The sequence below is a fragment of the Heyndrickxia acidicola genome, assembly GCF_001636425.1.
GTDB classification, from domain to species: Bacteria; Bacillota; Bacilli; order Bacillales; family Bacillaceae_C; genus Bacillus_AE; species Bacillus_AE acidicola.
In genome coordinates this window covers 3061792-3081791 of the sequence record NZ_KV440953.1, presented here as the reverse complement: position 1 = coordinate 3081791, position 20000 = coordinate 3061792, and the positions used below count along the sequence as shown (strand labels likewise).

Below are 20000 nucleotides of genomic sequence, written 5' to 3'. Positions count from 1 at the left end.
ACTTTATAAAATAGGCTATGATGCTCGTGCACGAGTGCTTGCTGTTTATGGAGGACAGGATATCCAACGCCAAATCAAAGCATTAAAGAAAAACCCGCATATTATAGTTGGTACCCCTGGACGTATCTTAGACCACATTAAACGCCGTACCCTTAAGTTGGATAAAGTCCAAACATTAATATTAGATGAAGCGGACGAAATGCTGAACATGGGCTTTATTGACGATATTGAGGCTATTCTTTCAAGTGTTCCTGAAGAGCGTCAAACATTGCTTTTCTCAGCAACAATGCCGGACCCTATTCGCAGAATCGCTGAGAGATTCATGAAAAATCCAGAACTAGTACGCGTTAAGGCAAAAGAAATGACTGTTCCTTTGATTGAGCAATATTACGTTAAAGTTCATGAAAGAGAGAAGTTTGACGTTCTATCCAGATTAATTGATGTTCAGTCTCCAGAACTTGCCATTGTGTTCGGAAGAACCAAGAGAAGGGTTGACGAACTAGCAAATGCGCTGAATCTTCGAGGATATATGGCAGAAGGAATCCACGGTGATCTTAGCCAGGCTAAACGCCTTTCTGTCCTTCGTAAATTCAAAGAAGGAAAAGTGGATGTACTTGTTGCAACAGATGTAGCAGCACGTGGATTGGATATTTCGGGTGTTACACATGTATATAACTACGATATTCCACAGGATCCAGAAAGCTATGTTCACCGTATTGGAAGAACCGGCCGTGCTGGTAAAGAAGGTATGGCCATTACATTTGTCAGCCCTCGTGAAATGGGTTACCTAAAGATTGTTGAGCAAACAACCAAGAAGAGAATGAACCCAATGCGTCCGCCAACATGGGATGAAGCGTTTGAAGGACAACAGCGTTTATCCATGGAACGTATTAGTGAGACGGTAAAAGAAGGCAATTTAGAAGAGTATATGACAGTAGCGAAAGAGCTTCTTAGTGAACATGACCCAGTAGAAGTAACAGCAGCTGTTCTAAAACTTCTTACTAAAGAACCGGACAAAACAGCAGTCCACATTACGGAGGAAAGACCACTTCCTATGAAAAAGGATAGAGACAATAATCAAAAGTCTTATTCCAGAAGAGGGAAGTCATCCTCAAATAGTCATAGCCATAATTATTCAAACCGTAAACCAAGAAGATCTGGAAAAAGATCAGAAGGATATAACAAGTAAAATATTACTCAGCCCAAGTTTTTAATTAAAAAATAACATTAAACTGGTAACGGGGCCAAAAAAGAGTAAGCGATCAGCTGAATGATTTAGAAATGTTGACGCGATATTTCATTTTATACAAAAAATCGATGTATGCAGTAAAAGCAAGCGGATGAACCGTTTGCTTTTATTTTTGTTTAATCGAAACAAAATTAGGAGTTACAACGTATGTGTGAATAAAAAGAGCAGTCAGGGCAGAAGGAAGGGGAAACTGGAAGAATGGAGGAAGAGGATGTCTAATGATAAAACGACTGTAACCCATTTCAGCACCTTCACATTTTTTAAGACAGTTGAAGGAACGCATACCTGCCCTGATTATCGACTTTATATGCTACATAGAGGACACAGCAAATTTTGGAGTGGTAAATGTCCTTTAATGGCTATAGTTGCCCTTAATGTTATTACTTTGTTCTTTGGGATTTGTCAGGTGGTATCGGCTTACAAATAGGCTGGAGGAAGGGCAGATGCGCATAGAACATGGCGGCATTAAATTTTGAAAAGGAGAATACAGCCTTTGTCTATCATTGGTTTCACTTCACCCGATTCATTAAGTTAAAATAAACTTAGATGGGTCGCGACTTCCGATAATCCAGCCTATTGCAAATCCAGTCAGAAAGCCAAACACATGGGCAGCCATATTAATGTGGGATTGAAAAATTATGATGGCAGGTGCGATGGTTATCAGAGTGATTATGATCTCTTTCAATCGAAACGAAATAATATTCTTTTGTATAAAAACGGCTGCTAAATAAATGCCTGTCAATCCAAAAACGGCACCGCTTGAGCCCGCATGGAAATAGGAGGCAGGCATGATTAGAAAGGTTGCGGCATTTCCGGAAAATCCACATACTAGAAAGCAGAGGACAAATTTAAATTTTCCAAGAGCTTTCTCAGCAAATGGTCCAAAAATAAAGATAGATAAAGAATTAAACAGTAAATGAAAAATATTTGTATGAAGAAAAATTGGCGTCAATAGCCGCCAATACTCTCCTTTTCCAATATATAAATTAATGCCTGCCATTTTTTCAATGATCATATCATGTGGAGTGATTGGCAATTGAAGTATTATATAGAAAAAGATCTGCAGACTAATAAAAAAGGCAGAAGCCGGAAACCATTTAAAAAAGCTGGAGATATTTTCAACACGAACCAGCATGTATTGACTCCTTTCAATGAAATACGTTTTTAAGAGTGCATGTACATATAGTATGCATGCAGAAATAAGGATAGAAGGTGCAGCCATGATAAAAGGAATCGGAATCGATATAATAGAAATCAGCAGGATAGAAGAAATGATTAAAAAACAAGGGAAATTCCCTGAAAGAATTCTTACATCGAATGAACTGGATCTTTTCCAAACTTTTAGCGGAAAACGACAGGCTGAATTCTTAGCAGGCAGATATGCAGCAAAAGAGGCTTTTTCGAAAGCATATGGAACGGGAATCGGGAGCGCCCTATCTTTTCAAGATATGGAGATAATGGCCGATAAATTAGGAAAACCATTTTTTAGTAGTCCGGATATGAGAGGCATTCATTTATCCATTACTCATAGCAGGGAATATGCTGCAGCCCAAGTTATTATAGAAGAATAAATCATTTTAAATACACCCTTTTTGAAATGCCTATCCCCTGAGCATAATTTAAAAGGTTGTCTCATATATTCATAGTGCAAAGGAGAGACAAGGCGTAAATAAACATTTCTTTTTGTTTCTTTTTATCTGGGATAAATGTATGATTCTTTTATCTTAAGGCTCTGTTACATTTTTATTTTGAAAACTGCTCGTTTCTTAGCTCATTTTACAGTAAGGAAAGGAGAGCAAACTTGTTTTCTTTTGTTTCATTCTTTTACTGTAAACTTTCACCTGAAATGAAAGGCCTGTAAAACGGCCGTTTCACCCAAATGAGCTAAAAAACAACAGGTTCCTTTAACAAGCCTGAAAGTAAAAGAATCATTCAATAATCATAGATAAAAGGTTAGCCTTCCTCTTTCCGATCACGTTAAATGAGACAATAAAGGGGTTGGAAAAATGAAAAGAAAGTTGTCAATACTGATTATGGCCATTGCCGTCACTCTTGCATTATCTGCATGCGGAACAAAAACGCAGAAGGAAGTTGTAAATGATTTAAACAGTAAGCTCTCAAATTTAAAAGGGTATAAAGCAAAAGCAAATATGACACTCCAGGTTGGAAATGAACCTCAGAAATACGAGATTGATGTCTGGCATAATAAGCCGGATTATTACAAAGTAAACCTGAAAAATGGACAAAAGGATCAAAGCCAAATGATCCTGCGAAACAAAGAAGGAGTCTTTGTACTAACTCCGGCATTAAATAAAAGCTACAAATTTCAAAGTGAATGGCCAAAAAACAGCAGTCAGGCATACCTTTATGAATCACTGGTAAAGGACATCCTGGATGATCACAATGCAAAGTTTAAAGCAACAAAAGATGAATACGTATTCGAGACCAAAACAAGATATCAAAATAATAAAATGCTTCCTTACGAGGAGATTGCATTTAATAAAAAGACTCTTGCCCCTGTAAGTGTAAAGGTTATGGATACAGACCGAAATGTCTTGGTGAAAGTTGACTTCACAAAGGTTGAATTCAATGCGAAATTTGATAATAACGCCTTTGACACTAAAAAGAGCATGACCAGTGCAAATCTGGAGGTCCCAGTTTCAGGTAAACCAAGCAGCAATGGTCTCTCGGTGAAATATCCGACATCCAAAATAGATAATTTGAGCCTTATTGATGAAGAAGAGCTCAATACCGCAACCGGCAAGCGTGCAGTTCTTACTTATACTGGTAAAAATAAATCCTATACTCTTATTGAAGAACAAGCAGAAGCTGATCGGACGGCCGCTGTGGATGCAACGCCGGTAAATGGAGATGTCGCAGATCTGGGCTTTACGTTTGGGGAGATGACAGATCACTCTTTATCCTGGACGCAAAATGGGGTTGATTATATGATTGCTTCCAAGGATCTTACAAAAAATGAAATGATTGAAATAGCCAGCTCAGTGCAAGAGGAACCAGTTAAATAAGTAGGGTATACAGGCTCTCTGTTGAGGAAGCCTGTTTTTTTTGTTAAATATTCTCTGTCTAGCTCCAGCGCCTATCGGCGTACGAATTTCTCCGTCTTCTCCCTGCGATAAGTCAGCATTAGCAGCTCGTGAAAGGCCTCGATGTGCTTCCTTTATCTCAGTCGAAGACTCTGAAATCCGTACGCCGATGAACGAGACGCTTGCGCTTTTCTTTTTTGGTTATATTATTAGGTATAAGCCATTTGAATAAAAAGCACCCTGCATAGTTACAGGAATCTGAATATTTTTTTCTTGATTTTCAAATGACCATATGAGAACGTAGTTACAGTCTTTATTTATGGGACTGGGCCTGTTTTTTTATGGTCATGATTGGTGCTTTTATAGAGGATAAAGAAATCCTTTCCCTAGTAATAAAAGGACAGAGTCAAAAACAATTTTTTACTCATTCAAGGAAGTGAACATGTTGGATAAGAATATGCCATATTATAGAGATACGTGGGTGGAAATACAACTTGATCATTTAGATCATAATATACGTTCTATGAGTGAACGACTGTCAGCGGACACGGCTATTTTTGCCGTAGTAAAAGCTAATGCCTATGGACATGGTTATGCACAAATAGCCAGAGAAGCTCTTAATTCCGGTGCAAATGCTCTTTGTGTTGCATTTTTGGATGAAGGAATTCATTTAAGGAAAAAAGGGTTAAAGGCCCCAATTCTTGTACTGGGAGCGAGCAGACCGGAAGATGCAAAGCTGGCGGCCGAATATGATATTTCTCTCACGGTTTTCCAAGAGGATTGGCTCGAAGAAGCAATGAAGTTTATCGGGCAGGGTGCACGCTTAAAAATTCATGTAAAGTGCGACACCGGAATGGGAAGGATTGGGATAAGGGATTTAGGTGAATTAAAAGGAATAGAAAAGAAGCTTAAAAATAACGACTGCTTCCTGTTTGAGGGATTGTTCACACACTTTGCGACAGCAGATGAACTAGATCAATCTTTGTTTAATGTTCAGCTAAACAAATTTAACGATTATGTCCATTCATTGGAAACAAAACCTGTTTATATTCATTGTGCAAATAGTGCCGCAGCAATGCTGCATAACCAAAAAAATTTTAATGCTATTCGTTTTGGCATAGCCATGTATGGATTGTCGCCATCACCGGAAATCAAGCCGTATTTGCCATTTGAATTAAAAGAGGTTTTCTCGCTGCACACAAAAATAGTAAATGTTAAGAAAGTTCATCCTGGCGATACCGTCAGTTACGGTGCTACCTATACGGCAGAGCAGGAAGAGTGGATTGCCACTATACCGATTGGATATGCTGATGGCTGGATTCGGAAGCTGCAGGGCCAGGAAGTACTTGTAAACGGTAAGCGTGCTCAAATAGTAGGAAGAGTATGTATGGATCAGTGTATGATTAGAATACCTGAATATAGTCCAATTGGTACTAAGGTTACTCTTATTGGCAGCCAAGAAAACGAAAGAATTACAATTGATGATATTGCTGTAAAGCTGGAAACCATCAATTATGAAATACCGTGCTTAATATCCGCGAGGGTTCCGAGGGTTTATGTTAAAGATAATAGCATTGTCGAAGTGTATAATCCTATCCTGGAAACCTTCTAGAATTTTTTACAAGCAGCCTCATAAATAATTGAAAAGGTTATTCAATACTATTTAATTTAAATAAAATTGTTATAAATAAAGGTATTTAAAAGAAATATGCATAAATGGCAGTTTTTTTGGCCGATAATACTATGGAATGATTAAATCTTCTTTGCATATAGTTAATTTGGTGGTATTATTAATGTGGTTATATATACGATACGGTGTGTAGTGATTGGTGGAGGTGTAGTTTGTGTCTGAATCCAGCGCAACAAAAGAAATATTAATTCGATTACCGCAGCAGCTATTATCAGAACTTGATGGATTTGCTGAGCTAGAAAATATGAACCGCAACGAGTTTATTTATCGTGCTACTAAAATGTATCTTCGTGAGAGAAAGAAACGACAAATTCGTGAGTCAATGAGACGCGGTTACATGGAAATGGCTAAAATTAATTTAGCGATAGCATCAGAAGCGATTCAGGCAGAATACGAAGCAGAACATACAGTTGAACGCTTAGTAAGCGGAGGTTAATACTTTGATTGTTAAGCGTGGTGACGTGTACTTTGCTGACCTATCCCCAGTTGTCGGTTCTGAACAAGGCGGTGTTCGTCCAGTATTAGTACTTCAAAACGACATTGGGAATCGGTTTAGTCCCACTGTAATAGTTGCTGCTATCACAGCGCAAATCCAAAAAGCAAAATTGCCTACACATGTTGAAATTGATGCAAAGCGGTACGGCTTTGAACGTGATTCTGTAATTTTACTTGAACAAATACGTACAATTGATAAACAACGCTTAACGGATAAAATAACGCATCTAGATGAAGAAATGATGGAAAAAGTTGATGAAGCCTTACAAATTAGTTTGGGCCTTATCGAATTTTAATGCGCTCTATTAAAGAGCGTTTTTTTTTTATAAGATAGGAAAGAATAAAATTTTTTATTAAATAACCAGTGCCTGTAGGCCGGCGAATTTCTTTTAGATGGACATGAAAGTTAAGGATTAGGGTCATTATTTTTCTGTGAAGATAAATTTTACAGTTAAAAATAGACTTTTCCTATGATAAAGTTTTATTGTAGAAGTAAAAATATACGACTTGAATTCACTAATCATTTAATAAGGTGCTTTCGTTATCCTGCGGGAGAGGAAATGTTAAATGCGTAGGTAAATATACCTATTTTTCCGGATGTGCAGGTCGATAAATTTATCTAAGTATAATAAATTTGATAAGATGTTGATAGATATGTAGAACGAATTATTTTGAATAAACTGAATGTATTAGGCTTATAAATGTTTTTCTTATTAACATTTGCGAGATGGGTGGTCCAGGAAAAATAAGAGATAGGAGAAGGTATTGTGTATAAATACATTTCTAATTATATTCCAAGTCACAAAGATGAAATATTAGACAAGTGGATTCAAAGAATGAAGGAAGAAGGAGATGAAAGAGTCTCCAAGATTGTATCTGATCAAGTCTATATTAAAACAAGTTCTGAGTTTGTAGACGTTATTCTTTCTCGATTAACAGATTCCAACCGCGAATATGAAGAAAAACTTGAGGGATTTGCTGAAGGAATAGTACGGCTGGGCTGGCCGCTTTCTTTTGTTACTTCCGGTTTAAGCACTTTGGGACGGATTGTTTTTGAGGGGATCTCAAACGATGAGAGTATTACACCTGATGAAAGATTAGAGGTTTTCTCTGTTTATCATAACTGGATGGAGCCAATGCTGAATGAAATAATTGATGCCTATACGTCAACTTGGGAAAGAACCGTATCATTGCAGAAAATAGCTCTTCAGGAGCTTTCGACCCCATTGATACCTGTTTTTGAAAAAATTTCTGTCTTGCCGCTTGTTGGTACCATTGACACGGAAAGAGCTAAACTTATCATGGAAAACCTGCTGAGCGGAGTTGTTAAACACCGTGCAGATGTGGTCCTTATTGATATAACCGGTGTCCCGGTAGTAGATACCATGGTTGCCCACCATATTATTCAAGCGGCGGACGCAGTACGTCTTGTTGGTTCAAAATGCATGCTGGTGGGAATTCGCCCGGAAATTGCTCAAACCATTGTAAATTTAGGAATTGATCTTAATCTAATTATAACGACGAGTACTTTACGTAAGGGTATAGAGAAAGCATTAGAAATGACAAATAGACAAATTATTCAATTGGAGGGTCTAAATTGAGAATACCAATTTTAAAACTTCATGATACCCTGCTCATTTCCATCCAATGGGAGCTGGATGATAATACAGCACTTGAATTCCAAGAGGACTTACTTCATAAAATTCATGAAACAAGTGCCAGAGGAGTTGTAATTGATATTACTTCTATTGATTTCATTGATTCCTTTATAGCAAAAGTCCTTGGAGATGTGATTAATATGTCCAAGCTCATGGGCGCTAAAGTAGTCATTACGGGGATACAGCCTGCTGTAGCAATCACTTTAATTGAACTGGGTATTCGTCTTGAAGATGTTCTAACGGCATTAGACTTAGAAAATGGCTTGGAGAAACTACAACAGGAACTGGGGGATTAACTTATGGATGTCCAATCCTGCGTAAAGATTTTAAATGAGTGGGACATCGTTGCGGTCCGCCAACTCGGTCGTAACGTGGCGAAAGAGCTTAACTTTGGAACGGTTGACCAAGCTCGAATCACGACAGCCATAAGTGAACTAGCTCGCAACATTTTCTTATATGCCGGTCAAGGGCAGGTTCATATTGAAAAGGTATATGAACATGGAAAGTGGGGCTTGAGGATTATCGCCGAAGATAATGGTCCCGGTATTCAAGATATTCGGAAAGTAATGGAGGACGGATTTTCAACCTCTGGAGGACTGGGAGCCGGCCTTCCGGGTGTAAAGCGCCTTATGGATGACTTTGATATAGAGTCTACTCCTAATAAGGGAACGGTCGTTACTGCCACAAAATGGCTTCGTTAGGAGGAGTTAGTATGGATTTTCGGGAAACGATGGATCTAAAGTACAGAGAGATACTTGATAGCTATCTAAGAGAACAGAATGAACAGATTTTATATCAAGGTCAGAAATATAGCCGTAAATTAATTGAACATCGAATCTCACCTGAAGAAATAATTAGCCTTCACCGTTCAATCATCGCTGAAATAGAACCCGATATGCCTGATAATATTATCAATTCTTTTGACGTTTTATTAGAGGTTATGATGGGGTATGGGCTGGCATACAGAGAGCATCAGAGCCTAAGGACAAAACAACAAGAATTAAACAATGAAATTGAGATTGCCGCAAGCATGCAGCAAACACTCTTGGGCACGACGATTCCTGTCATCGATTCTGTTGACATTGGAGCCATCAGTGTACCTGCAAAGCATATGAACGGGGATTATTATCATTTTGTAGAAGATGAGAATAACTGTCTGGGTGTGGCAATTGCAGATGTAATCGGAAAGGGAATCCCTGCTGCATTATGTATGTCTATGATTAAATATGCCATGGATAGCCTTCCTGAGCACAGGCATCAGCCTAATATAATACTTGAAAGCCTAAATCGGGTTGTTGAGCAAAACGTCGATCCGAGTATGTTCATTACAATGTTTTACGGAATGTACGATACCATCAATCATATGTTCCGGTATGCATCTGCCGGACATGAACCGGGCTTTTTCTTTGAAGCAAAAACTGGAAGTTTCAGTGATTTGAATGCAAAAGGCCTTCTTTTGGGAATAGATAAGAAGACAAAGTACCGCCAATATGAAAAGCCTGTTGAAATTGGTGATTTTATTGTCCTTCTATCGGATGGTGTTACGGAATGCAGGACTACAGACGGCTTTATTGAAAGAGAAACACTGATTTCTTATATTAAGAAAAATAATCATTTGGGCGCACAGGAAATGGTCAATAATGTTTACAAAGAACTAGAACGTCTTCAGGCTTTCCAGCTTCGTGATGACTTTACCCTTATTATTTTAAAAAGAATTAAATAAGGAGGTTTACTCATAACGTGAAGCGGGTATTGAGTAGTGGAAGTTAAACGTTTAAAGAGGTGGACGTTATTATGAATATATCAGTGGATATTAAAGAATTAGATCAAAAAGTAAACGCCAAGATTAGCGGCGAAATAGATGCATATACTGCACCTAAGCTGAGAGAAACTCTTGTTCCTTATGGCGATAAAGAGGGAACCAAGATTTCAGTAGACCTATCAGAAGTTTCCTACATGGATAGTACAGGCCTTGGAGTATTTGTCGGTCTCTTTAAAAATATCCGTGCAAATAATGGTGAGTTACTCCTAACCGGTTTATCTGACCGTTTAAAACGTTTATTTGACATTACAGGACTGACGGATGTTATGGAAATAAATACCGAGGTAGAAGGTGGAGTTTAATATGGAGGCATTTGATTACATCGAGATGAAAATCCCTGCAAAGCCAGAATATGTAGGGGTTTTAAGATTAACTTTATCCGGGATTGCCAGTAGAATGGGCTTTGCTTATGAGTTGATTGAAGATCTTAAGATAGCTACAAGCGAAGCAATCACAAATGCAGTCCAGCACGCTTATAAGGAAGATGAGTCAGGTGAAGTAATTGTAGGTTTTGGCCTTTATGCCAATCGTTTAGAAGTAATGGTGGCAGATCGCGGTCAAAGCTTTGATTTTCTAAAAGCAAAAGAAGAAACAGGACCATATAACGGCAGTGAACAAGTTGAATTTATGCGTGAAGGAGGATTAGGCCTTTATCTAATCGAAAGCCTTATGGATGAAGTGAAAATCCAGTATAAAGAAGGCGTTACAGTCTTTATGACTAAATTCCTTGAAGGGGAGCAGGTGGAGACAAATGCCAAGACTGTCTCAACCTGACCATATTGATATAAATGCTCTTATAAAGGCTTATCAACTGAATGAAGACGCAGAAGCGCAAAACCAACTTGTTCTTCACTATGAAAATTTAGTCGACTCAATTGCTAGAAAGTATTCTAAAGGAAAGTCCTACCATGAGGATATTTTTCAGGTGGGGATAATTGGATTGCTTGGTGCCATCCGCAGATATGATGAATCCTTTGGGAAAAGCTTCGAAGCATTTGCTATACCGACTATAATTGGGGAAATTAAACGTTTCTTAAGGGATAAAACATGGAGTGTCCACGTCCCGAGAAGGATAAAAGAGTTGGGGCCAAAAATTAAATCTGCAGTAGAAGATTTAACAACTGAACTTCAGCGGTCTCCTCAAATTGCCGAAATTGCAGCAAGATTGGAAGTAACGGAAGAAGAAGTGTTAGAAGCACTTGAAATGGGGAAAAGTTATCAAGCTTTATCTGTTGACCATTCAATTGAATCTGACGCAGATGGCAGCAAGGTAACCTTACTTGATATGGTAGGCAACGAAGACGATGGATATGAAAAAGTGAACCAGCGTCTTGTATTGGATAAAGTTCTTCATGTCTTAAGTGACCGTGAACGCGAAATTATTCAATACACTTATTTAGACAATTTAAGCCAAAAGGATGCAGGGGAAAAGCTAGGGATTTCCCAGATGCACGTATCCCGTCTGCAAAGGCGGGCAATAAAAAAATTACGTGAAGCCATTCATGGTGATTCGATGAATACGGAGAGTTCTTCGATATGAAACATCTTCAACAAGAGCATGTAGAGGTATATGCCTTTCAAACAGCTAAAGAAGGCAAGCAATATTGCGGCGACAGTTATTTTTTTACAGCTACTGAAAACTATTTCCTGTGTGTATTAGCTGATGGACTGGGCAGTGGCGAGTTTGCGTATGAGGCATCTCATGCTGTTGCAGAAGTTGTTAAACAGCATCCAGATGAAGATGTAGACACGTTAATGAACTACTGCAATGAAGTGTTAGTCCGAAAGCGCGGTGCTGCTGTAGCAATATTCAAAGCCGATTTCAAAAAACAAGAGTTTGTTTATAGCTGTGTTGGAAATATCCGATTCTATCTTTATACACCTAGTGGTAAGCTGACATACCCTTTACCTGTTACCGGCTATTTATCAGGTCGTCCTCAGGTATTCCGAACTCAACGTTTTCCTCTCGAGCCTAATTCTAAGTTTTTAATCCATTCAGATGGAGTTCAGGTTAAAAGCTCGAAGTCCCTACTTAAAAGCTGCCGTTCATTGGAAGTTATTGCAGAAGAGATGATTAGTCAGCAGCCATCACGAGAAGATGATTCTACCTTTATTATTGGAAGCTTGCAGTAGACTGCAGGCTTTTTTCTGTGTGCCAGGCATGGCAACTATCTAGGTGGTGAAAGTCCACTGTGGGGGAACACATCGTCCAACCACTAAGGAAGCGCAAGGTACTTATCGTGAGGTAAGGGCTGGAGGAAGCGTGGAATAAAATCTTGGCTCGACGAACAGAAATCTGATACTAAGGCTCTATAAAGGGACGAGGCTCCAGAACACGCCAAAGTCCTAAAGATGTGCGTAACTTTATTGAGTAAATCAGACGAGTAAAAGAGGAAAGATAGTTGTCTTACCCTAGGAGGTCTTGCGGATGTATTTGTACAGTCGGAAAAGGTTAATCGCAAGAAGTCTCAGCAGAAGCCATAGTAATGAACTTAAAAATCATGAAGGGCTGAACAATTTATAGTGTTTCAACACCACGAATGCGTGAGTGACGAACTCAGAATGTGTTAATGGTGAAAGTATGAGCGTACCTCAAAGGATAACCAAAAGGGAGCTATCACTCACTACGGGAGAGGGAAGGAGAAACGAGTGTGGAACTTTTAGAGCAGATTCTAAGCAATCAAAATATGAATGAAGCTTACTTACGTGTCTATAAAAATAAAGGCGTAAGCGGGGTCGATGGAGTAACAGTCGATGAACTGAAGCAATATCTGAAAGAGAATAAGGATGAGCTTCGCCAGCGCATCAGAACAAGAAAATACCAACCACAAGCTGCCTTAAGAGTGGAGATTCCAAAAGATAATGGAAAGATGCGCAAATTGGGAATACCAACAGTAAGCAAAGGGGAGTGCCCTCTGCCTTAGAACGCTACTTAAAAGTACACACTGTAATATAAATTGAAACGCCGTATACGCGAACCGTACGTACGGTGTTGTGAGAGGGGCGAAAATAAATCAGTTTATTTTCCCTCTACTCGATTTTTTACAGATTACGTATAAGGATACCCCGCAGAAGCTTGCGAAGAATAGGCTTCGCTACCGCCCGCGGAAAGCGAGTGCCTGCAGCAGGAATCAACAGCCAAGATCCACAGATTCAATTAAATAAAGTATTTACCCACTGTAGTCTTTGTTTAAATCCAGCACCTCTCGGCTAGAGGATTTCTATGCCGACGAGCAAGGGGCTTGCGCTTTTTATAAGAGGAAATGGTAGAATATTAGTACATTATCTTTTCTGTAGTTGATACAGAAAATAAAAAGGCTAAGATTGGGTGATAGGATGGAGAAAACGATAGACCGTCAAAGTGAATTGAAGCAAAAGCTGTCTAAGGAACTAAACTTTTCTTTAAAGCAAGTCAACAGTGTCATAACTTTGCTTGAGGACGGCAATACCGTCCCTTTTATAGCGAGGTACCGAAAAGAAATGACAGGTGCATTGGATGAAGTTCAAATAAGAGCGATTCTTGACCGTTGGAATTACATACAAAACTTAGAGCAGCGTAAAGAAGAAGTCCTTCGTTTAATAGAAGAACAAGGGAAATTGACAAATGAACTTCAGCAAAGCATTACTGCAGCAGACCGATTGCAAGTGGTAGAGGATATATACAGGCCATATAAACAAAAACGCCGTACAAAAGCTACGATTGCAAAAGAAAAAGGACTTGAGCCTCTCGCTGAGTGGATGATGACATTTCCCTTATCCGGGATCCTGGCTGAAGAACTGAAAAAGTACGTATCCGAAGAAAAAGAAGTAAATACTGCAGAGGATGCTTTGGCGGGAGCAAAGGATATTATTGCAGAAGCCATTTCAGATAATGCTGATTTTCGAGGGTGGATACGGAATGAAACATTCAAAACAGGGATGATCGTTTCCTCATTAAAAAATGATGCAGATGACGAGAAGAAGGTTTATGAAATGTATTATGCATATGAGGAGCCTGTAAGAAAGCTTGTCCCCCATCGCACCCTTGCCTTAAATAGAGGTGAGAAAGAGGGGATTCTTAGGATATCCATACAGCCGCAAACGGATAAAATCCTGAACTATTTATTTAAACAGGCAGTTAAAAATGAACGATCCTATGTTTGCGCTGCAATAAAAGAAGCCCTGGAAGATGCCTATAAAAGACTGATTCAGCCATCCATTGAGCGGGAAATCAGAAATGAACTAACAGATAAGGCTGAGGAACAAGCTATACATATTTTTTCTGAAAACCTCCGCAATCTCCTTTTGCAGCCGCCGTTAAGAGGGAAAATGGTCCTTGGAGTTGATCCAGCCTATCGTACAGGCTGTAAACTTGCAGTGGTTAATGAGACGGGAAAGGTTTTGGATATTAACGTAATTTATCCTCATCCTCCAAAAGCAAAACCAGCTGAAGCCAGAGACAAGTTTACTTCCATTCTTCAAAAATTCAATATAGAAGTGATTGCGATCGGCAATGGGACAGCTTCACAAGAGACCGAACAATTTGTTGTGGATATACTTAAGGAGCTTCAGGGAGAAATCTCCTATATTATTGTCAATGAAGCCGGTGCAAGTGTGTATTCTGCTTCGGACATAGCCAGAGAAGAGTTTCCTGAGTTACAGGTTGAAGAAAGGAGTGCGGTTTCTATAGCGAGAAGGTTACAGGATCCATTGGCTGAGCTAGTAAAAATTGATCCTAAATCCGTGGGTGTAGGGCAATATCAGCATGATGTATCTCAAAAAAAGCTGAATGAATCCTTAACTTTTGTTGTAGAAACAGCGGTGAACAAGGTCGGAGTGGATGTCAACACCGCCTCGGCTGCTTTATTGCAATATGTCTCAGGGTTAAGTAAAGCCGTTGCCAATAATATTGTTAAGTATCGTGAAGAGAATGGAAAATTCATAAACAGAGGAAACCTGAAGGGAATTCCGCGTTTGGGTGCAAAAACCTATGAACAAAGCATTGGGTTTCTTAGAATTAATAATGGAGAGGATCCGCTGGACAAAACGCCGATTCATCCTGAAAGCTATAATGTCGTTAAGAAGTTATTAAAAAAGCTGGGATGTACAGTTACTGATTTAGGAAGCGAATCTTTAAAGGCAGCTATCAGCAGCTTATCACTCAAAGAAACAGCCCAGGATCTTGGAATTGGTGAACCTACCTTAAAAGATATTCTGGATGCTTTAAATCGTCCAGGAAGAGATCCTCGGGATGAACAGCCCAAGCCGCTCTTAAAGAAAGACATTCTTAAATTGGAAGATCTGAAAGCCGGCACTGAAATGCAAGGTACCGTTAGAAATGTTGTAGACTTTGGGGCGTTTGTAGACGTGGGTGTGAAAGAAGATGGGCTTGTGCATATTTCCAAGCTTAGTAACAAATTTGTCAAGCATCCTTTAGATGTTGTCTCTGTTGGTGACATCGTTACAGTTTGGGTGGAAAAAGTTGATGTCCAAAAAGGGAGATTGTCTTTGACGATGCTTCCCTCAGAATGAAATCTAGGTCGATTTTTTTCTAACATATCAACTTTTGCATAATAAATAAATTAGTTGAAAATACCGCAATGAAAAACACTGCTCACTATGAGCAGTGTTTTGTTGTGTAAAAAAACCAGCACTGATTTAATAATTTAATTTGATATCGGTTTTTTTCCGAGAAAGCGCGGCGCATTTGGTTTTGGAACCAAGTCGGCATAGCGGAGACACCCCCCTTTTCCTTTGTGAGGCTAACCAGTAACAAGTTAGACGATAGCTATGGATTATGAGGAGATAGCTGGAAAAATCGCTCATGCAAAATATGCTAATACTTAATATATGCTATAATAGTTTGTCACGTTCTCACCTTCTTTTAAATTGGAGGATTATACAATTGGATAATCATTCGTTACAAACTTTGGTAGAAGAACTTTCTTTAACTTATTTCAAACGCCCATTTAAACATCTTGCATTATTTAACTCCCGACTTAGAACGACGGGCGGGAGGTACCTTTTAAGGTCTCACAATATAGAAATTAACAGGAAGTATTACGAGGCTTACGGAAAAGAAGAACTTGTTGGTATTATAAAACACGAACTGTGCCATTATCATCTTCACCTTGAAGGACAAGGATACCAGCATCGGGATCAGGACTTTAAGCAATTATTGTCATTGGTTGGTGCACCAAGATATTGCTCCCCATTAGAAGGTGAGACGAAAAAAATTCAATTACTTCATCAATATATCTGTACTGTCTGCAATACTTCCTATAACAGAAAAAGAAAAGTGAATATTATCCGTTTTGTGTGCGGAAAATGTAGAGGAAAGTTAAAAGAAATGAAATGAAAACAGCCTGAAACAGGCTATTTATAAAGGGTTTTAAACATATTTAAATAATAATAAAATAAATTGATAAAAGTGCTTGACACTTTGAAGGTATCTTATTATAATTTTAAGAGTCGATAAGATAATTATTCCGCAGTAGCTCAGTGGTAGAGCTATCGGCTGTTAACCGATCGGTCGTAGGTTCGAGTCCTACCTGCGGAGCCATGGGGAAGTACTCAAGTGGCTGAAGAGGCGCCCCTGCTAAGGGTGTAGGTCGCGTAAGCGGCGCGAGGGTTCAAATCCCTCCTTCTCCGCCATGTTTAATCTTATTTTATACATGGACAAGCAATCAGTTATGGCCCGTTGGTCAAGCGGTTAAGACACCGCCCTTTCACGGCGGTAACACGGGTTCGAATCCCGTACGGGTCATTTTTAAAAAAATATATTGCAAGGTCCCGTAGTGTAGCGGTTATCACGCCTGCCTGTCACGCAGGAGATCGCGGGTTCGAATCCCGTCGGGACCGCCATTTTTTCTTTTTTAAAAGAAATTCATTGGGCTATAGCCAAGCGGTAAGGCAACGGACTTTGACTCCGTCATTCGTTGGTTCGAATCCAGCTAGCCCAGCCATTTTCTTTTTATGAAACAAATCTTTATTCTTACAGATGGATTTGTACGAGCCATTAGCTCAGTCGGTAGAGCATCTGACTTTTAATCAGAGGGTCGAAGGTTCGAGTCCTTCATGGCTCACCATTTTGAATACGCGGGTGTGGCGGAATTGGCAGACGCACCAGACTTAGGATCTGGCGCCGCAAGGCGTGGGGGTTCGACTCCCTTCACCCGCACCAAAAAAAGTATTGACAAGAACCTGATAGTTTGTTAAGATATTGTTCGTCACTATAAAATATGCGGTCGTGGCGGAATGGCAGACGCGCTAGGTTGAGGGCCTAGTGGGGGCAACCCCGTGGAGGTTCAAGTCCTCTCGGCCGCACCATTATAAAAAACAAACATATTATGCGCCCGTAGCTCAATTGGATAGAGCGTTTGACTACGGATCAAAAGGTTAGGGGTTCGACTCCTCTCGGGCGCGCCATTTACGGGAAGTAGCTCAGCTTGGTAGAGCACATGGTTTGGGACCATGGGGTCGCAGGTTCGAATCCTGTCTTCCCGACCATCACAATTATATATGCGGGTGTAGTTTAATGGTAAAACCACAGCCTTCCAAGCTGTTGTCGTGGGTTCGATTCCCATCACCCGCTCCAAATTGATTACATAGTTCTTTGAAAACTAAACAAAACAGAAACGTCAACGTTAATTCTTTGTCTTATATAGACAACAACTTTAAGAGCTAAATCAACTCTTTTTTGGAGAGTTTGATCCTGGCTCAGGACGAACGCTGGCGGCGTGCCTAATACATGCAAGTCGAGCGAATCAATTGGGAGCTTGCTCCCTTTTGGTTAGCGGCGGACGGGTGAGTAACACGTGGGTAACCTGCCTGTAAGACTGGGATAACTCCGGGAAACCGGGGCTAATACCGGATAACTTCTTCCTCCGCATGGGGGAATATTGAAAGATGGCTTCGGCTATCACTTACAGATGGACCCGCGGCGCATTAGCTAGTTGGTGAGGTAACGGCTCACCAAGGCAACGATGCGTAGCCGACCTGAGAGGGTGATCGGCCACACTGGGACTGAGACACGGCCCAGACTCCTACGGGAGGCAGCAGTAGGGAATCTTCCGCAATGGACGAAAGTCTGACGGAGCAACGCCGCGTGAGTGATGAAGGTTTTCGGATCGTAAAACTCTGTTGTTAGGGAAGAACAAGTACCGTTCGAATAGGGCGGTACCTTGACGGTACCTAACCAGAAAGCCACGGCTAACTACGTGCCAGCAGCCGCGGTAATACGTAGGTGGCAAGCGTTGTCCGGAATTATTGGGCGTAAAGCGCGCGCAGGCGGTTTCTTAAGTCTGATGTGAAAGCCCACGGCTCAACCGTGGAGGGTCATTGGAAACTGGGAGACTTGAGTGCAGAAGAGGAGAGTGGAATTCCACGTGTAGCGGTGAAATGCGTAGATATGTGGAGGAACACCAGTGGCGAAGGCGACTCTCTGGTCTGTAACTGACGCTGAGGCGCGAAAGCGTGGGGAGCGAACAGGATTAGATACCCTGGTAGTCCACGCCGTAAACGATGAGTGCTAAGTGTTAGAGGGTTTCCGCCCTTTAGTGCTGCAGCTAACGCATTAAGCACTCCGCCTGGGGAGTACGGCCGCAAGGCTGAAACTCAAAGGAATTGACGGGGGCCCGCACAAGCGGTGGAGCATGTGGTTTAATTCGAAGCAACGCGAAGAACCTTACCAGGTCTTGACATCCTCTGACAACCCTAGAGATAGGGCTTTCCCCTTCGGGGGACAGAGTGACAGGTGGTGCATGGTTGTCGTCAGCTCGTGTCGTGAGATGTTGGGTTAAGTCCCGCAACGAGCGCAACCCTTGACCTTAGTTGCCAGCATTCAGTTGGGCACTCTAGGGTGACTGCCGGTGACAAACCGGAGGAAGGTGGGGATGACGTCAAATCATCATGCCCCTTATGACCTGGGCTACACACGTGCTACAATGGATGGTACAAAGGGCTGCAAGACCGCGAGGTTTAGCCAATCCCATAAAACCATTCTCAGTTCGGATTGTAGGCTGCAACTCGCCTACATGAAGCCGGAATCGCTAGTAATCGCGGATCAGCATGCCGCGGTGAATACGTTCCCGGGCCTTGTACACACCGCCCGTCACACCACGAGAGTTTGTAACACCCGAAGTCGGTGAGGTAACCTTTTGGAGCCAGCCGCCGAAGGTGGGACAGATGATTGGGGTGAAGTCGTAACAAGGTAGCCGTATCGGAAGGTGCGGCTGGATCACCTCCTTTCTAAGGAAAATGAAGCTTCGCTTCATAAAAAGACGTTTTTCGTTTCGTTCAGTTTTGAAGGTTCAATCCTTCAAAACATTGTTCTTTGAAAACTAGATAAAAGAAGTAACCAAGTAAAACCGAGAATCGCCACTTTATGGATTTCAATCCATTTTAGTAGTAATAAAAACCTTTTAGGTTAAGTTAGTAAGGGCGCACGGTGGATGCCTTGGCACTAGGAGCCGATGAAGGACGGTACTAACACCGATATGCTTCGGGGAGCTGTAAGTAAGCTTTGATCCGGAGATTTCCGAATGGGGAAACCCACTGCCCGTAATGGGGTAGTATCTTTACCTGAATACATAGGGTACTGAAGGCAGACCCGGGGAACTGAAACATCTAAGTACCCGGAGGAAGAGAAAGCAATTGCGATTTCCTGAGTAGCGGCGAGCGAAACGGAATTAGCCCAAACCAAGAGGCTTGCCTCTTGGGGTTGTAGGACACTCTATACGGAGTTACAAAGGAACGAGGTAAATGAAGAGGTCTGGAAAGGCCCGTCAAAGAAGGTAACAACCCTGTAGTTGAAACTTCGTTCCCTCTTGAGTGTATCCTGAGTACGGCGGGACACGTGAAATCCCGTCGGAAGCTGGGAGGACCATCTCCCAAGGCTAAATACTCCCTAGTGACCGATAGTGAACCAGTACCGTGAGGGAAAGGTGAAAAGCACCCCGGAAGGGGAGTGAAAGAGATCCTGAAACCGTGTGCCTACAAGTAGTCAAAGCCCTATGCATTTATGCAGGGTAATGGCGTGCCTTTTGTAGAATGAACCGGCGAG

20 protein-coding genes, 11 tRNA genes and 2 rRNA genes (2 of these 33 only partly in view) are annotated in these 20000 nt (G+C 40.9%); 31 read left to right on the top strand and 2 right to left on the bottom strand.

The window, feature by feature from the left end:
• Nucleotides 1–1189: the 3' portion of a degradosome RNA helicase CshA gene (gene cshA / locus A5N88_RS14420; RefSeq protein ID WP_066267285.1), read on the top strand. The gene continues 260 nt to the left of window position 1, outside the view; only the last 1189 of its 1449 coding nucleotides appear in the window; its start codon lies beyond the left edge, outside the window; it ends in the stop codon at nt 1187–1189.
• A 271-nt stretch (nt 1190–1460) separates the two neighbouring features.
• Nucleotides 1461–1676 (top strand): hypothetical protein, encoded by a 216-nt coding sequence (locus tag A5N88_RS14415; RefSeq protein ID WP_157090685.1) that lies wholly within the window; start codon nt 1461–1463, stop codon nt 1674–1676.
• A 99-nt stretch (nt 1677–1775) separates the two neighbouring features.
• On the opposite strand, the gene A5N88_RS14410 is transcribed toward A5N88_RS14415, so the two are convergent.
• Nucleotides 1776–2384 carry a rhomboid family intramembrane serine protease gene (locus A5N88_RS14410; protein ID WP_066267279.1) on the bottom strand — a complete coding sequence of 203 codons (609 nt, stop codon included), beginning with the start codon at nt 2382–2384 and terminating at the stop codon, nt 1776–1778.
• An 85-nt stretch (nt 2385–2469) separates the two neighbouring features.
• Here A5N88_RS14410 and acpS point away from each other — a divergent pair, with 85 nt between their 5' ends.
• The 15 genes from acpS (at nt 2470) to A5N88_RS14335 (ending at nt 15469) form a co-directional block, all read left to right on the top strand.
• On the top strand, nt 2470–2820 hold the full coding sequence (acpS, locus tag A5N88_RS14405; RefSeq protein ID WP_066270558.1) for a holo-ACP synthase: 351 nt from the start codon (nt 2470–2472) through the stop codon (nt 2818–2820).
• A 435-nt stretch (nt 2821–3255) separates the two neighbouring features.
• Complete coding sequence (locus A5N88_RS14400; RefSeq protein WP_066267269.1) at nt 3256–4275, top strand: LolA family protein; 1020 nt, start codon at nt 3256–3258, stop codon at nt 4273–4275.
• Between the two features lie 475 nt (nt 4276–4750).
• Nucleotides 4751–5905, top strand: coding sequence for an alanine racemase (gene alr, locus A5N88_RS14395; protein WP_066270555.1), 1155 nt, complete (start codon nt 4751–4753; stop codon nt 5903–5905).
• Nucleotides 5906–6137: 232 nt separating this feature from the next.
• Entirely contained in the window at nt 6138–6419 is a 282-nt protein-coding gene (locus A5N88_RS14390; protein WP_066267267.1) for a CopG family ribbon-helix-helix protein, read from the top strand.
• 4 nt (nt 6420–6423) lie between these two features.
• Nucleotides 6424–6774 carry a type II toxin-antitoxin system endoribonuclease NdoA gene (gene ndoA / locus A5N88_RS14385; RefSeq protein ID WP_066267265.1) on the top strand — a complete coding sequence of 117 codons (351 nt, stop codon included), beginning with the start codon at nt 6424–6426 and terminating at the stop codon, nt 6772–6774.
• 471 nt (nt 6775–7245) lie between these two features.
• Nucleotides 7246–8079 carry an RsbT co-antagonist protein RsbRA gene (gene rsbRA, locus A5N88_RS14380; protein WP_066267263.1) on the top strand — a complete coding sequence of 278 codons (834 nt, stop codon included), beginning with the start codon at nt 7246–7248 and terminating at the stop codon, nt 8077–8079.
• The gene (locus tag A5N88_RS14375) at nt 8076–8432 is read left to right on the top strand and encodes an STAS domain-containing protein (RefSeq protein WP_066267261.1); all 357 of its coding nucleotides are present in this window, start codon (nt 8076–8078) and stop codon (nt 8430–8432) included. The genes rsbRA and A5N88_RS14375 overlap by 4 nt, the downstream gene beginning before the upstream one ends.
• Nucleotides 8433–8435: 3 nt before the next feature.
• Entirely contained in the window at nt 8436–8837 is a 402-nt protein-coding gene (locus A5N88_RS14370) for an anti-sigma regulatory factor (RefSeq protein WP_066267259.1), read from the top strand.
• 11 nt (nt 8838–8848) lie between these two features.
• Nucleotides 8849–9859 (top strand): PP2C family protein-serine/threonine phosphatase, encoded by a 1011-nt coding sequence (locus A5N88_RS14365; protein WP_066267258.1) that lies wholly within the window; start codon nt 8849–8851, stop codon nt 9857–9859.
• Between the two features lie 71 nt (nt 9860–9930).
• On the top strand, nt 9931–10260 hold the full coding sequence (locus tag A5N88_RS14360; RefSeq protein WP_066267257.1) for an anti-sigma factor antagonist: 330 nt from the start codon (nt 9931–9933) through the stop codon (nt 10258–10260).
• A 1-nt stretch (nt 10261) separates the two neighbouring features.
• The gene (gene rsbW / locus A5N88_RS14355; protein ID WP_066267255.1) at nt 10262–10732 is read left to right on the top strand and encodes an anti-sigma B factor RsbW; all 471 of its coding nucleotides are present in this window, start codon (nt 10262–10264) and stop codon (nt 10730–10732) included.
• Entirely contained in the window at nt 10710–11498 is a 789-nt protein-coding gene (gene sigB / locus A5N88_RS14350) for an RNA polymerase sigma factor SigB (RefSeq protein WP_066267253.1), read from the top strand. Before rsbW ends, sigB begins: the two co-directional genes overlap by 23 nt.
• The gene (locus tag A5N88_RS14345; RefSeq protein ID WP_066267252.1) at nt 11495–12091 is read left to right on the top strand and encodes a PP2C family serine/threonine-protein phosphatase; all 597 of its coding nucleotides are present in this window, start codon (nt 11495–11497) and stop codon (nt 12089–12091) included. The genes sigB and A5N88_RS14345 overlap by 4 nt, the downstream gene beginning before the upstream one ends.
• Before the next feature lie 518 nt (nt 12092–12609).
• Nucleotides 12610–12882, top strand: coding sequence for a hypothetical protein (locus tag A5N88_RS14340; protein ID WP_066267251.1), 273 nt, complete (start codon nt 12610–12612; stop codon nt 12880–12882).
• 412 nt (nt 12883–13294) lie between these two features.
• Complete coding sequence (locus tag A5N88_RS14335; RefSeq protein ID WP_066267248.1) at nt 13295–15469, top strand: Tex family protein; 2175 nt, start codon at nt 13295–13297, stop codon at nt 15467–15469.
• Nucleotides 15470–15554: 85 nt separating this feature from the next.
• On the opposite strand, the gene cmpA is transcribed toward A5N88_RS14335, so the two are convergent.
• Nucleotides 15555–15668, bottom strand: a complete 114-nt coding sequence (gene cmpA, locus A5N88_RS24985; protein WP_157090684.1) for a cortex morphogenetic protein CmpA — start codon at nt 15666–15668, stop codon at nt 15555–15557.
• 174 nt (nt 15669–15842) lie between these two features.
• On the opposite strand from cmpA, the gene A5N88_RS14330 reads away from it, so the two are divergent.
• The 14 genes from A5N88_RS14330 to A5N88_RS14265 form a co-directional block, all read left to right on the top strand.
• Nucleotides 15843–16295 carry a SprT family protein gene (locus A5N88_RS14330; protein ID WP_066267245.1) on the top strand — a complete coding sequence of 151 codons (453 nt, stop codon included), beginning with the start codon at nt 15843–15845 and terminating at the stop codon, nt 16293–16295.
• Between the two features lie 129 nt (nt 16296–16424).
• Nucleotides 16425–16499 (top strand) — tRNA-Asn (locus tag A5N88_RS14325).
• Between the two features lies 1 nt (nt 16500).
• Nucleotides 16501–16591 (top strand) — tRNA-Ser (locus tag A5N88_RS14320).
• Between the two features lie 40 nt (nt 16592–16631).
• Nucleotides 16632–16703 (top strand) — tRNA-Glu (locus A5N88_RS14315).
• A 22-nt stretch (nt 16704–16725) separates the two neighbouring features.
• A tRNA-Asp gene (locus A5N88_RS14310) sits at nt 16726–16801 on the top strand.
• A gap of 26 nt (nt 16802–16827) precedes the next feature.
• A tRNA-Gln gene (locus A5N88_RS14305) sits at nt 16828–16902 on the top strand.
• 47 nt (nt 16903–16949) lie between these two features.
• A tRNA-Lys gene (locus A5N88_RS14300) sits at nt 16950–17025 on the top strand.
• Nucleotides 17026–17035: 10 nt separating this feature from the next.
• A tRNA-Leu gene (locus A5N88_RS14295) sits at nt 17036–17120 on the top strand.
• A 60-nt stretch (nt 17121–17180) separates the two neighbouring features.
• Nucleotides 17181–17266 (top strand) — tRNA-Leu (locus tag A5N88_RS14290).
• A 22-nt stretch (nt 17267–17288) separates the two neighbouring features.
• Nucleotides 17289–17365 (top strand) — tRNA-Arg (locus A5N88_RS14285).
• Between the two features lie 4 nt (nt 17366–17369).
• Nucleotides 17370–17446 (top strand) — tRNA-Pro (locus A5N88_RS14280).
• Nucleotides 17447–17460: 14 nt separating this feature from the next.
• Nucleotides 17461–17534 (top strand) — tRNA-Gly (locus A5N88_RS14275).
• Between the two features lie 99 nt (nt 17535–17633).
• A 16S ribosomal RNA gene (locus A5N88_RS14270) occupies nt 17634–19186 on the top strand.
• Nucleotides 19187–19362: 176 nt separating this feature from the next.
• Nucleotides 19363–20000 (top strand): 23S ribosomal RNA (locus A5N88_RS14265); it runs 2300 nt beyond the window's last position.
• The 16S and 23S rRNA genes sit together here with 11 tRNA genes alongside, the layout of an rRNA operon.